Below are 12,788 nucleotides of genomic sequence, written 5' to 3' on the forward strand. Positions count from 1 at the left end.
GCCATCCGTAGACCTGATCGAACGGCGTGGTCCGGCGTGGATGCCGGGTTTAAATGCTTGAATTGCGCACGAGAAAACTATAAGAAGGGGATGTCAACTGTTTCTGTCCGGTTCGTCACATATGCCGGGCCAGCCACCGGAACCCCTGCATGTCCCTGGATTTCCAAGCGGATTCCCTCACCTGGATTCTCGTCGCTTTCCTCCTCGCCTGCATCCTGATCTACGGGATCTCCCGGCGGCTCTTCACCCTGGTATCGCCGACCGTTGCCTGGGGGCTCGTCAGTCTGCGGATCGCCGCCGCCGCCGTGCTGCTGGCGATGCTCAGCGAACCCGCTTCACGCATGCTGCTGGAAAGAATCGAACCCCCCGGTGTGGCCGTACTCGTCGATACCTCGGCCAGCATGGGGCTTTCGGACCGCCTGGGCGGACGGAACGAAACCCTCGCCGCCGTCTTGTCCGGTGACGCGCTGAAGACCATGGAGACCCGTCACCGGGTCCACCGCTATCGGTTCGCGGAGGACCTGTCCCCTCTGTCCGGGAGCGAAGCCGACTCCCTGCCGACCGACGGCGCGGGCACCGACATCGGCGCCGCGCTTTCCTTTCTCGAAAACGGTTCCCGTGCAGGCCGCTTCGCCGCCGCCATCCTGGTCTCCGACGGAAACTTCACCGTCGGGCGCGATCCCCTCCGGGTCGCAGAGGGTCTCGATCTGCCCCTGTACACGGTGGGGATCGGCGACACGATGGGCGTAAGGGATATCGGCGTTTCCCATCTTACGGTCAATGAAGTGGTGTACGCCGGAAGCAACGTGCCCGTGGAAGTCGTCGTAAGCGGACGAGGATACGACCGGGTGCGCGTGCCCGTGACACTGCGGGAAGGAACCCGGGTCCTGCGGAGCGAAGAGATCACGCTGGATGGGCGGGAGGGGGATCGGACCGTGGTTTTCCACGTCGTTCCCGACACGGTCGGAGTACATCGATACCAGGTGGAAGTCCCCGAGTTGGATGGAGAGATCACGGCGAGAAACAACCGTCGTGTTTTTACGATCAAGGTGTTGAAATCCGGGTTGCGCGTACTGTACGTCGAGGGCGCCCCCCGGGCCGACATGGGATTTCTGAGGCGCACGTTGGAAAAGGACGCCAGTCTGGAGGTGACCAGCATCGTGTTCCGGCCCGACGGTGCAACCTATCCCGAGCCGATGCCCGCTTCCCGGATGGATTGGTTTTCTTACGACCTCGTCATACTGGGCAGCGTGGACTATGAACGCATCCGGCCGTGGGCGCACTTTCTCGTGTCTTTCGTCGAGAAAAGGGGCGGTGGATTGATCGCGTTCGGTGGTCCGCGCAGCTTTGAAATGGGCGGTTACGCCGGAACGCCCGTCGGGAAAATGATGCCCTTCGGAATCGCCGCGGCGGCAAGAGGCATGACCGGGAAAACCTTCGTCCCGGTCCTGACGGCTGACGGCAGCATGCATCCGATCACTCGCCTGGATGACGACCCGGCCGAATCGGAACGGCGCTGGAACGAACTGCCGCCCCTGCCCGAAATGAACCAGGCCGGGCGCGCGAAACCCGGCGCGACGGTACTTGCCAGGAATCCAACGTGGCAAGCCGAAGGAGCGGATGCTCCGGTCATCGCCGAGCATCGCTACGGCCAGGGCAGAGTACTCGGCATAGCCGCCCACGGTCTGTGGCACTGGGACCTTATGATGTGGGGAAGCGGCGGCACCAACGCGGCGTACGAAAGATTCTGGAACAATGCCGTCAGGTGGATCACCGTGCGGGAGGGCAGTCGCAGAATCCGGGTCGCCTCGGACAAACTTCAGTACCGGGACGGTGAAACGATTCGCTTCGACGGACAGATCTACGATGAAAACTACCGGCCGGTCGAACAGGCCGACGTGTCCGTCACGGTTCGATCTGGACAGGAAGACGCGGACGCACTCCAACTGGAGCTCTCTTCGACGGCGCAGGGTTTTGGTCGGTACGCGGGACGTCTTCAGTTCCTGCCCGCGGGCGCTTACTCGTTCGAAGCGACCGCCGCTTTGAACGGCCGGCCCATGGGCACGGACGGGGGGGGATTCGTCGTGGGCGAGACCGGGGCCGAATTCGAAAGAACGCGCATGAACCGGGAGCTTCTCGTCCAACTGGCCGACATGACGGGTGGGAAATTCTACTTCCCGTCGGAAACTGAACGCATGGCTGAGGATATCGACCTGGACGAAATAACTGTACAAGAGACGCGCACCTTCACGTTATGGAACCATCCCGCCGTGTTGATTCTGCTCGTCGGCCTGCTCGCGGCGGAATGGCTGGTGCGTCGTTACACCGGGATGATCTGACTATCCGTACCGCTTCGAAAGCGCATCGACGGATCATCCGTCGCCCCGGTAGACCGTCGCCCCGGTAGGCCGGGTTCACAGCAGACCGGGCCACAGCGGCCGGGGCGACGACCCGGCGGAACCGCGGCTCGCGTTCATGGAAGAATCCGTTGACACGGCCGTCCGCTTTCCTTACACTTCCTGTTACCGTTAGGGGCGGCTCTTCGTGAGCCTGAGAATCACGACCCTTCGAACCTGACCTGGGTTATGCCAGCGTAGGGAAACGGCTGACCGCGGCCGTTTCGAGAAGAAGCGGCCTTTTTTCTTTGCCGGTGAGGAAGTGGCGGGATCCCGTGGCGCAGCGATCGGACATCGTGGTCATCGGCGGCGGGATTATCGGTCTGGCCGTGGCGAGACGGCTGTGTCTCTCCGGCAGCGCCGTCACGGTACTGGAACAGCATCGGACCGGCCGCGGGGCGTCCTGGGCCGCCGCGGGCATGCTGGCGCCGCACTGCGAATTCGATGAACCCGATGATCCTTATTTCGTCCTGTGCAGGACCGGGCTGGAACGATACGCGGGCTTCATCGAATCGCTCAGGGAAGAAACCGGCTGCCCGATCGATTACAATTCGACCGGGATGATTTATCCGGCGTTGAGTGACAGGGGACAGGCCCGGCTGGAGACGCGATATGAACGGCACCGCCAGAATGGCGTATCTGTAGTGCGGCTGACCGTCCGGGAAGCGAGACGCCTCGAGCCGAATCTTTCGAACCGGATCCACATGGCCCTGCGCTATCCGGCCGATCACCAGGTGGAAAACCGGGACGTCGTTACGGCGCTGGCGAAGTCGGTCCGTCTGCACGGTGGTGTGGTCCGGGAAGGCGTCACTGCGCGGAAGATCGTGCTGGACGGCCACCGTGTCGCCGGGGTGGATACGACGGACGGCCTGTGGAACGCGCCGACGTTGGTAATCGCCATGGGCTGCCGGTCGCGCTACCTCGATGGCGTTTCGCCCACGCATCGCATCCCCGTTCGCCCGGTGCGCGGGCAGATACTCTCACTGCGGGCAGGCCCCGTTCCGCCATTCAGGCATACGATCTTCACCAGCGAAGTCTACCTGGTTCCCCGCTCGGACGGGCGGCTGATCGTCGGCGCTACCGTAGAGGAGGCCGGATTTCGAAACGAAGTCACCCTGGGCGGCGTCCTGCGGTTGTTCCGAGGAGCGCTGGAACTTGCGCCAGGGCTGGAATCCTGTCCGCTGGAATCCACCTGGTCGGGACTGCGGCCGGTGGCGCGGGACGGATGGCCCGTGCTCGGCGCCACGGGGACGCCGGGCCTGTTCGCGGCCACGGGGCACGGGCGGAACGGCATACTTCTGGCGCCGCTGACCGGAGACCTGATCGCCGAAGCAGTCCTGCACGACAGGGTCCCTCCCGTCATGAGACCCTTTCTGCCCGATCGGTTTTACCCGGCTGGCACCGGAGAGGCGAAAGATGATCGTAACCGTTAACGGGACATCCCGGGAACTGCCGCAAAACGTGTCCATCGCCGCCTTGCTGAAGGACCTGGGCGTGTCTTCCGAAGGGACCGCAGTTGCGCTTAACGGAGCGGTTGTCCCGAGAAGGGAACACGGAAAGACCACGCTTTGCGATGGCGACGTGGTCGAGGTGATTCGCGCGGTCGCGGGTGGATGACCGCCGGATCCATCCCGCCCGCGCGCCCGCTCGGACCCGCGCGCAACTCCGTAAAGCCGAGATGAATTATGATGAAACCTGGAATCTGATACGCACTGCGACCCCGGACAGGCCGGGGAAAAGGAGCGATGATCATGGGCGCCCTGAAAATAGGCGGTTTGGAATTGGAATCCCGTTTGATACTCGGTACGGGCAAATACGCGAACTTCGAACGGATGCGGGAATCCTTCGAGGCCAGCGGCACGGACATGGTCACCGTGGCCATCCGCCGGATCGATCTGGACGATCCCTCGGGGAAATCGCTGCTCGACTATATCGACCGGGGCCGTTACGAGTTGCTGCCCAACACGGCCGGATGCTATACGGCGAGCGACGCCGTGCTGACCTGCGAACTGGCGCGGGAGGCGCTGGGCACCGATACCGTCAAGCTCGAAGTCATCGGTGACGAAAAGACCCTGTTTCCCGATAACGAGGCCACGCTGGAAGCCGCGCGCGTCCTGGTCGACCGGGGATTCAACGTCATGCCCTATACCATCGACGATCCCATCGTCTGCAAGAAACTCGAAGACGCGGGGTGCGTCGCCGTCATGCCCCTCGCCGCGCCCATCGGTTCCGGGCTGGGCATACGCAACCCCCACAATATCGCCATCATCGTCGAGAACAGCCAGGTTCCCGTCATCGTCGACGCGGGGGTCGGGACGGCCTCCGACGCCTCCGTCGCCATGGAACTGGGCTGCGACGGCATACTGATGAATACCGGCGTGGCCGGAGCGCGGGATCCGGTAAAAATGGCCGTCGCCATGCGCAAGGCCGTAGAAGCCGGACGCCTTGCCTACGAGGCGGGCCGGATACCCATGAAGGCCTATGCGTCCGCTTCCAGTCCGCTGAGTGGTGTGATCCATTCGTCCACGTAGTAGTACTGCATGGTAGACTTCAGGTTCTATCTGATCAGCGATCGAACCCGGTGCGCCGGACGATCGCTCGCCTCGGCGTTGAGTCAGGCCTGCCGCGCGGGTGTCCGAGCGATCCAGATCAGGGAGAAAGACCTGGATACGCCCGACCTGCTGATGTTGACCCGTAAGGTGCGGGAGGAACTCGGCGAATGCCGCCCCCTTATGATGGTCAACGGCAATCTGGAGGTCGCCGCGGCCTGTGGGGCCCAGGGCGTTCATTTGCCCGAACGGAGTATGCCGGTCCGCCTGGCCCGCATGGTCCGCCTGGTCCGGGCGGTACGCGACCGTCTGCCGGAGGGTACGCTGGTCGCCCGTTCGACACACAGCTTGAAAGCGGCGCGGGAGGCGGAAGCGGAAGGGGTCGACTTCATCACCTTCGGCCCGGTATACGACACGCCGTCCAAGGCCGCCTACGGTCCGGCCCAGGGACTGCGGGCGCTGTCGGAAACGGTCCGCGCGGTGTCGATCCCCGTGTTTGCCCTGGGCGGTGTGACTCCGGACCGCGCGAAGGAATGCCTGGAAGCGGGCGCCCACGGCGTCGCGGCCATCTCGGCCGTGCTGTCCCGGCCGGACATACCCGTGGCGGTTGGCGCGTTCGAAAAGGCACTGGGCGGCCTGTGACCGTCCCGTGGCGTACAAAATAGTTGTTGACAATTCCGGTAAACTTACCGAAGTTACCCCCCGAACCATCAACATTCCGAATACCCCAGCAGCCTTCTGCTTACTTGATCCCAAAGTGAGGTAACGTATGCGGCGCTTATGGACAGAAACGATGCGAACGGTCCTGGTGACGGGCCTGCTTGCCGGAGCGGTCGGAATCGCATGCAGCGGGACGCCCGTCGAGGAGGAAGCCGAGGTCGTCAGCAGCGAGGCCATCGGCACCGAGATCGGCCATACGGCGCCGAACTTCGAAGTATACGCCATGGATGGATCGAAGGTTACCCTGGAGGACTTCAGGGGCAGGCCCCTGTTCGTGAACTTCTGGGCCTGGTGGTGCCCGCCCTGCATCAGGGACGCGGAACCTTTTCTACTTGATTCGAGCCCGCTTCCTGACTATTCACCCCGGACTGGAGGAATTCAGGCAGGGTCTTCAAGCGGCCAGGCTGGTTCGTCCTTCCGACGAATCGGAGAAAAACGATCCGGATAAAATGGCCGGGATCGCAGCGCGGAACGAAGAAGTCATCGCCTACTATATGACCAGCGCGTCCTCCCTTTTCGACTTCCGAGGCTACTGGGAACGCCAGTTCCGGGCCAAGACCAACCAGCGCTACGGGATTCCCGTCACCTACCTGATCGACAGCGAGGGACGCATCAAGCTGGACGTCCACCCCAACGATCAGCACTGGGACAAGCACGACGATATCCTGGAAGACCTGATCGCGGGCAAGGATCTGTCCCACTACGCGGAGCGTTTCCCCATTCCACCTAAACACCAGCGCGAGGAGGCAGCGGGAAGCTGATCACCGGGACGATTCGAGTCCTCCGCGCATGATCGTTTTTGTGGTGCATTAAGACGCTATGTATCATCCCGTCCTTCTGCTGGCCGGCGGATCATGACGCCCCGGCCGAATGTCATGGATCGTAGTTTTACAGCCTTTACGTGCTTCAAGTGTCTTTTCCTGACCTTTATCGCCGGTGCGGTCACCCACACCGGCGTTTTTGCCCAGGCGCCGTCCACGCAACGGTGCGGAACGTTGCACGTCCATCCATACGTCCACGCTCTGCCGGGTGGGCTTGCCGCCAGGCCCCATCGTCCCGACCAGGTGACGGTGGGCCGGCCCACCGTGCCAGGCGAGGGGGATCGCACGGACGACCTGGGCCATTCCTACACGGTCGCGCCCGAATACTACGTCAGCCCCGGCGGACATTTCAAAATCTGGTACGTCACCACGACGGCAGACCGGCCCGGTGCGGGCTGGCCGGAACTGGATGACGCGGGCACTGGCACGGTTCCCGAATATGTCCGGCACTGCGCGGCGTTCCTGGAAGAATCCCGCCGCGTCATCGTGGAAGAACTGGGTTACCGTCCGCCGCCCGAGGACTATCGGTATCACGATCAATACGAGGCGATGGATTCGGACGATGGCGGAGATGGGTTATACGACGTCTATATTTCCGATCTCCCAAGTCAGTTCAGTGGCTACACCCGCCCGGAAGCGGTCGTGGCCGGCGCGTCGCTTCCTTCGTACATCGTCGTGGATAACGATTTCGCCGAGTCCCGGAGCACGGTGGAGAAGGCGCTGGACCTGCTGCGGATCACGGTCGCCCACGAGTACTTCCACGCCGCGCAGTTCGGCTACGATGCCGGAGAAGCGGCTTTCTGGCTGGAACAAAGTGCCGTGTGGATCGAAGAACAGGTCTATGACGACGTCGACGATTACCTGACCTACCTGCCGTCGTTCAGCGGTTTCCTTACCGAACCATGGATTGCGCTGGATACCTCGAACGGGGAGCATGAATACGCGGGAGTGCTCTGGCCGCTGTTCCTGGAGAAGCGGCACGACAGGGATCTGATCCGAAGCATCTGGGAACGGTCCGCGACGGAACACGCGCTGGACGCCATCGACGACGGGCTGCGGAGCGTCGGAAGCGATCTGGCGTCCGCCTTCCAGGAATTCACCACGTGGAACGTCTTTACCGAGAGCCGGGCCAACGCGGACCGGTTCTACGAAGAAGGCGCCTCCTATCCCCTGGTCGAACTGAGCGGCCTGCATGCCCTGAACGAGCCAGTACTCCCGCGCGACGCCGCCTCGTACCGGTTCGACGGCCCCCGGATCCCCGCTAACCGTTATCCGGACCACCTCGGGGCAAACTACATAGGGTTCGTCCCGGATCCCTCCCTTAGCGGAGGGATCCGCATCGAATTCACGGGCATATCCGGGGAATGGGGGGTCTCCGTGGCGGGCAGCGGCGCGGTGGACACGGTCGTGACGGTCCCCGCGACCAGGGGAAGCGTCACCATCGAAGTACCCGACTGGACGCGGTACGAAACCGTCATGCTCGTGGTGGCTTCGCTTGAACGCACCGGCGCCGGCTTCGAGTACGCCTATACGGCGACCTTCGATCCCGGTCTCCCAGGCAGCGGCCAGGCTGGCCGCCCGATCGCAGCGTCTCTCACCACGTTTCCGAATCCTTTTTACATGAGCGACGGACCCGCCACCGTCCGGTACGAAGTCGGTCAGCCGGGGGAAGTGTCCCTCACCCTGTACAATGTACTGGGCAGGAAGGTCCGCGCGCTGGTGGACGGCCCCCATTCCCCGGGGACATTTACCACGACCTGGGACGGCAGGGACGATGGGGGCAGTCGAGTAGCCAGCGGGGTCTATTTCTGCCGTATGACGACGGGAGGATCGGCGGGTGGGTCGGAAGTTACCAGGAAACTGCTTTTACTGAGATAGAAGCTTCGGGAATGCCCGGATGATCTTCTCGCTGGTATCCCGCGGATTCTCCCCGTCCTCCACGGATATCCAACCAATACCATCCGTCTGTCTGAACCAGGTCATCTGGCGTTTCGCGTACTGCCTAGACCGTTGCCGGATGATCGAAACGGCGGTGCCTCCGTCCAGTTCGCCGCGGATGCACCTCAGTATTTCCGCGTATCCGAACGTAGACAGGCCATGGGTCCCGGCGCCATACCCCCGATCCATCAGGCCGCGGACCTCCTCCTCGAAACCCGATTCCATCATCCGGTCGACCCGGTTGTCGATCCGCGCGTACAGGGCGGAGCGTGCCCGCTCCAGTCCGATCAGGCGCACCCCGAGGCGCCGGGATTGACCGGACCGTTCGAACCAGGACGTCAGGGTCGCGCCCGTCGCGTCGTGGATTTCCAGCGCCCTTTCGATCCGTTGCCGGTCGTTCGCATTTATGCGCGCGGCGGCCGCTGGATCGACTGCGCTCAGCCGTCCGTGGAGCTCGGCCGTGGTCGCTGACCGGTATCCGGCCGTCAGGCGTTGCCTGAGCTCCCTCGGTATCGCCGGCGCGTCGAACAGGCCGCCGGCAAGCGCCTTTATGTACAGCCCCGCGCCTCCGACTACAAGGGCCGGCACATCCCGGTCCGCAAGTTCGCGGATCGCTTTTCGGGCCCGGCGGCCGTATTCGCCGGCGCTGAACCGCACGTCCGGGTCGACAATGTCGATGAGGTGATGGGGCGCCGCGGCCTGCTCATCCGCAGTGGGCTTGGCCGTACCGATATCCATGTACCGGTATATCTGGCGGGAATCCGCCGAGATGATTTCCGCGCCGAACCGCCGGGCCAGCTCAATACCCACGGCGGTCTTGCCGACGCCGGTGGGACCCACGAGAACCGGTATGGGACGGGTATCGGCAGCATCGGAACGCATCGGACGGGAGGTCACGATTCGTTCCGGTCGCCTGCCGCGGGTCCCCCGGTCCGCTTGGACCGCTTCGACACGGCGGACCGCCAGTCGCGCACCGCCCGGGCGACGGCTACGACCGGCGCGGTCCAGATACGGTCGCGGTGTTCCCGAAGATAGCCGCACAGCCCGCTGAAATCGGCCTCCGTCACGGACAGATGCCCTTCCGAGATCCCGTGAAAGGTCAACACGGTCCACTGTCCCTGATTCATTGCCTCCTCGACCAGACCGATCATCTCGGAGCGGGCCTGGCGCTCCACGGGGAAGGAATAGAGGTGGTGCAGGTCGGCGGTCAGGGGGTGATTCGCGAAGTCTCCCTTGCCGCGGCCGGCGGCATGGTGCCGGGCGACGACAGGCACGTAACTCCGGCGGTCCGGTCCCTCGCCCACATGAGCATGGTAGCAGGGATAGCAGAAGGTGAAGTCCGCCTGTTCGGGGATGGCTTCGGATATCCGCCGCCTGCCTTCTCCGATCTCCCACTCCATGTCGTCGAGGGTCATCGTCTCCAGGCAGTCGGCGCGGGTCTCCTTGAACGCGCAGGAACAGGGATGGTTCACGGTATGGTTGCCCACCTCGTGACCGGCTTCCGCCACGGCTTTCCACGGCGCCAGAAGGCCGCGCCAGTCCGGTCCCCGGGGATTGACATAGAACGTGCCGCGAAGGTCGTTTTCAGCCAGGATCGGATGGGCCCGGTCGAGCTGGGACCGCATCCCGTCGTCGAAGGTCAGCGACACGGCGCCTTCGTATCCATCCCGCCAGGGACTGGGGTGCTCGCCGGACATGGACGCTCCCTTTCATTCATCTTGATTGTAAGCCATGCGCTCCGTATAATATACCATAACCGGTGCCCGGCACCCTGTCAATTTCCCAATAGCTCCTTCCCGAAACTCATACGACAGAAAGTACTACGCAATGACCTACGGCGACCGCAAGCAACTGCTGAGGGACGACGCATACCTGATCCATCCGTTGCAACACGGCATCGATCACGGCGAGCCGTTGATCTGTGTCCGTGCCGAGGGATCCACGCTTTTCGATATAGAAGGCAACCGCTACATCGACGGGCTTTCGAGCCTCTGGAACGTCAACGTCGGCCACGGGCGCCGCGAACTGGGCGAGGCCGCCGCGGCCCAGATCGCCGAGCTGGGGTTCTTTTCCTGCTACGCGGGGGCGACGAACATCCCGGCCGTACGCCTCGCCAACCGCCTGAAGGAACGGGCGCCGGGGCCGCTGAATCATACCTTTTTCACGTCCGGCGGCGCCGTTTCCAACGACAGCGCGATCAAGACGGCGCGGTATTTCTGGCAACGGGCCGGCCGGCCGGACAAGACCAAGATCATCTCCAGGAGACACGCCTACCACGGCGTGACCATAGGCGCCATGAACGCCACCGGCCTGGAAGTCTACTGGGATAACTTCGCATCCAGCCTTCCGGGATACGTCCACATCGACGCGCCCTATCCCTACCACTACAGGCCGGCGGAACCGGGCATAGGATGCGGCGAGGCCAGCGCCCGGGCGCTTGAGGACGCGATTCTGCGGGAAGGCCCCGACACGGTGGCCGCGTTCATCGGAGAACCCGTAATGGGCGCGTCGGGCGTCATCGTGCCGCCGGAGGACTACTGGCCCAGGGTCCGGGAGATCTGCACGAAGCACGACGTGCTCCTGATCGCCGACGAGGTGATCACAGGGTTCGGCCGCATCGGCCACTGGTTCGGCGTGTCCCACTGGAACATCGTACCCGACATCATCTCCTTCGCCAAAGGGGTCACCAGCGGGTACGTGCCCCTCGGGGGCATCATCGTGAAGGACGAGATTCACGACTGCATCCAGAACGCCCCGGAGGACCGGAAATGGAACCATTCCTTCACCTATTCCGGGCATCCGACCTGCTGCGCCGTCGGACTGGCGAATCTGGATCTCCTGGAGCACGAAGGGCTTATTGAACGAAGCAGGGTCATGGGCGAGAAGCTCATGGACGGCCTGCGGTCATTGCGGACGCTGCCGCACGTGGGCGACATCCGCGGCATCGGGCTGATGGCCGCCGTGGAGGTGGTGGAGGACCCCGCATCCCGGAAACCCTACGATCCCGCGTTGAAGGTCGGTGGACGCATCGTGAAGAAGATGCTCGAAAACGGCGTCTATACCCGTTGCCGGGGAGACAGCGTCAACTTCGCTCCCCCTTTCGTCGTCACCGCCGAAGAGCTGGATCGGATGATTAACGTAGCCGGAGATGCCATCGAATCGGTTACGGCGTGAAAGGACACAGGACCAGGAGGCGCGCCATGAAACTCCTTATCGCAATCGTCAACAAAAGGGACGTCCGGCATCTTTCCGATGCACTGATCGACAACGATTTCAGATTCACCGAGATCGGCAGCACGGGCGGGTTCCTGCGCGCCGGCAACGTCACCCTGTTGATCGGGGTGGACGACGAGCGGGTACCTCCCGTGCTTGAACTCATCCAGAACCACTGCCACGCCCGGGAGGAAGCCATCGACGTCGCGCAGATCGGCACCCATCTCGACGCGCTCGGGCTGGGCGAGGCGGTAACGACCATGGTGGGCGGCGCGCAGGTGTTCATCATCCAGGCCGAACGCATGGTCGTCGTCTGATCCCGGCCCCTACCCCTTTACCAGGCTGAAACGGAACAGGAGCATCGCATTGAAAATCGGTATCATCGGACACACCGGCTGCGGAGACTACGGACATTCCCTGGACCAGGCCTTCGTGGGCGTGGAGGGCGCCGAAATCGCCGCCCTGGCCGATCCGGACGAGAAGGGACGCGGCGAGGCGATACAACGTACGGGCGCGGTGAAGGGTTATGCCCGGTATGAGGAAATGCTGGAAAAGGAGCAGCTGGACATCGTCGTCCTGGCCACCCACGAGATGAGCAACCATCTCGCCATGGCGCTGGCCGCCGCCGAACAGGGTGTCCATATATACGTAGAAAAACCGCTGGCGCGTACCCCGGCCGAAGTGGACAGCATGCTGGAGGCCTGCGACCGGGCCGGCGTCCTACTGATCATGGCCCACCCCTGGCGGGGACGGCAGGAAATCCAGCGCCAGGCCATCCCCATGATCCGGGAGGGCGGGATCGGGGCGCCGCGATGGGCCCGCATGTACGGTTTCGGCGGCGAAAACGGGGGAGACCAGTGGTTCATCGATCTCTATCCCCATTTCTTCGATTTCCTGTGGCAGCTCTTCGGCGAACCGTCGTGGTGCCAGGCGATCATAACCCAGGACGGCCGCCCGGCCCGCCCGTCCGACCGGAAAGAAGGGCTGTTCGGCATGGGAACCTCGGCGGGCAATGGCATGTGGGCCCATTACCAGTTCGACGGGTTCAACGCGGAATTCGAATCCTTCGCGGGAGACGGTATCGAGAATCCGTATCGTATCGACATCCACGGGACCGAGGGCACGCTCGTCCTGCCCCGCCCCCCGCAGGA

At 63.5% G+C, this 12,788-nt stretch carries 13 protein-coding genes and 1 riboswitch; of the genes, 11 read left to right on the top strand and 2 right to left on the bottom strand.

Annotated features, from left to right (window positions below; all coding sequences use genetic code 11):
* Positions 1 to 149: 149 nt before the first annotated feature.
* The 8 genes from OXG98_15870 (at position 150) to OXG98_15905 (ending at position 8,364) form a co-directional block, all read left to right on the top strand.
* On the top strand, positions 150 to 2,339 hold the full coding sequence (locus OXG98_15870) for a hypothetical protein (protein ID MCY3773484.1): 2,190 nt from the start codon (positions 150 to 152) through the stop codon (positions 2,337 to 2,339).
* A gap of 181 nt (positions 2,340 to 2,520) precedes the next feature.
* Positions 2,521 to 2,617, top strand: a riboswitch (TPP riboswitch).
* A gap of 54 nt (positions 2,618 to 2,671) precedes the next feature.
* Entirely contained in the window at positions 2,672 to 3,829 is a 1,158-nt protein-coding gene (thiO, locus tag OXG98_15875) for a glycine oxidase ThiO (GenBank protein ID MCY3773485.1), read from the top strand.
* A complete protein-coding gene (thiS, locus tag OXG98_15880) occupies positions 3,813 to 4,013 on the top strand; it encodes a sulfur carrier protein ThiS (protein ID MCY3773486.1) in 201 nt (66 codons plus the stop codon). The genes thiO and thiS overlap by 17 nt, the downstream gene beginning before the upstream one ends.
* 134 nt (positions 4,014 to 4,147) lie before the next feature.
* The gene (locus OXG98_15885) at positions 4,148 to 4,927 is read left to right on the top strand and encodes a thiazole synthase (protein ID MCY3773487.1); all 780 of its coding nucleotides are present in this window, start codon (positions 4,148 to 4,150) and stop codon (positions 4,925 to 4,927) included.
* Between the two features lie 9 nt (positions 4,928 to 4,936).
* Complete coding sequence (locus OXG98_15890; protein MCY3773488.1) at positions 4,937 to 5,587, top strand: thiamine phosphate synthase; 651 nt, start codon at positions 4,937 to 4,939, stop codon at positions 5,585 to 5,587.
* 151 nt (positions 5,588 to 5,738) lie between these two features.
* Positions 5,739 to 6,113 (top strand): redoxin family protein, encoded by a 375-nt coding sequence (locus tag OXG98_15895; protein MCY3773489.1) that lies wholly within the window; start codon positions 5,739 to 5,741, stop codon positions 6,111 to 6,113.
* A gap of 1 nt (position 6,114) precedes the next feature.
* On the top strand, positions 6,115 to 6,426 hold the full coding sequence (locus OXG98_15900) for a hypothetical protein (protein ID MCY3773490.1): 312 nt from the start codon (positions 6,115 to 6,117) through the stop codon (positions 6,424 to 6,426).
* A 114-nt stretch (positions 6,427 to 6,540) separates the two neighbouring features.
* Positions 6,541 to 8,364: a T9SS type A sorting domain-containing protein gene (locus OXG98_15905; GenBank protein MCY3773491.1), complete on the top strand. Its 1,824-nt coding sequence runs from the start codon at positions 6,541 to 6,543 to the stop codon at positions 8,362 to 8,364.
* On the opposite strand, the gene miaA is transcribed toward OXG98_15905, so the two are convergent.
* Positions 8,353 to 9,321, bottom strand: coding sequence for a tRNA (adenosine(37)-N6)-dimethylallyltransferase MiaA (gene miaA, locus OXG98_15910; GenBank protein MCY3773492.1), 969 nt, complete (start codon positions 9,319 to 9,321; stop codon positions 8,353 to 8,355). The genes OXG98_15905 and miaA overlap by 12 nt on opposite strands.
* The gene (locus OXG98_15915) at positions 9,318 to 10,121 is read right to left on the bottom strand and encodes a polysaccharide deacetylase family protein (GenBank protein MCY3773493.1); all 804 of its coding nucleotides are present in this window, start codon (positions 10,119 to 10,121) and stop codon (positions 9,318 to 9,320) included. The genes miaA and OXG98_15915 overlap by 4 nt, the downstream gene beginning before the upstream one ends.
* Before the next feature lie 130 nt (positions 10,122 to 10,251).
* Between OXG98_15915 and OXG98_15920 the strand changes: the two genes are divergently transcribed.
* The 3 genes from OXG98_15920 to OXG98_15930 all read left to right on the top strand — a co-directional run.
* A complete protein-coding gene (locus OXG98_15920; protein ID MCY3773494.1) occupies positions 10,252 to 11,598 on the top strand; it encodes an aspartate aminotransferase family protein in 1,347 nt (448 codons plus the stop codon).
* 26 nt (positions 11,599 to 11,624) lie between these two features.
* Positions 11,625 to 11,954 (top strand): cyclic-di-AMP receptor, encoded by a 330-nt coding sequence (locus tag OXG98_15925; GenBank protein ID MCY3773495.1) that lies wholly within the window; start codon positions 11,625 to 11,627, stop codon positions 11,952 to 11,954.
* A gap of 49 nt (positions 11,955 to 12,003) precedes the next feature.
* Positions 12,004 to 12,788, top strand: a 785-nt coding sequence (locus OXG98_15930) for a Gfo/Idh/MocA family oxidoreductase (GenBank protein ID MCY3773496.1), incomplete at its 3' end; no start/stop codon positions are given.

This window comes from Gemmatimonadota bacterium, from assembly GCA_026706345.1.
Classification (GTDB): domain Bacteria; phylum JAAXHH01; class JAAXHH01; order JAAXHH01; family JAAXHH01; genus JAAXHH01.

Excerpts from the sequence above, each read along its gene's own strand:
- OXG98_15870 (MCY3773484.1), top strand. The coding sequence starts at position 150 with ATGTCCCTGGATTTCCAAGCGGATTCCCTCACCTGGATTCTCGTCGCT.
- thiS (MCY3773486.1), top strand. The coding sequence starts at position 3,813 with ATGATCGTAACCGTTAACGGGACATCCCGGGAACTGCCGCAAAACGTG.
- OXG98_15885 (MCY3773487.1), top strand. The coding sequence starts at position 4,148 with ATGGGCGCCCTGAAAATAGGCGGTTTGGAATTGGAATCCCGTTTGATA.
- OXG98_15890 (MCY3773488.1), top strand. The coding sequence starts at position 4,937 with ATGGTAGACTTCAGGTTCTATCTGATCAGCGATCGAACCCGGTGCGCC.
- OXG98_15895 (MCY3773489.1), top strand. The coding sequence starts at position 5,739 with ATGCGAACGGTCCTGGTGACGGGCCTGCTTGCCGGAGCGGTCGGAATC.
- OXG98_15900 (MCY3773490.1), top strand. The coding sequence starts at position 6,115 with ATGGCCGGGATCGCAGCGCGGAACGAAGAAGTCATCGCCTACTATATG.
- OXG98_15905 (MCY3773491.1), top strand. The coding sequence starts at position 6,541 with ATGGATCGTAGTTTTACAGCCTTTACGTGCTTCAAGTGTCTTTTCCTG.
- OXG98_15915 (MCY3773493.1), bottom strand. The coding sequence starts at position 10,121 with ATGTCCGGCGAGCACCCCAGTCCCTGGCGGGATGGATACGAAGGCGCC.
- OXG98_15920 (MCY3773494.1), top strand. The coding sequence starts at position 10,252 with ATGACCTACGGCGACCGCAAGCAACTGCTGAGGGACGACGCATACCTG.
- OXG98_15925 (MCY3773495.1), top strand. The coding sequence starts at position 11,625 with ATGAAACTCCTTATCGCAATCGTCAACAAAAGGGACGTCCGGCATCTT.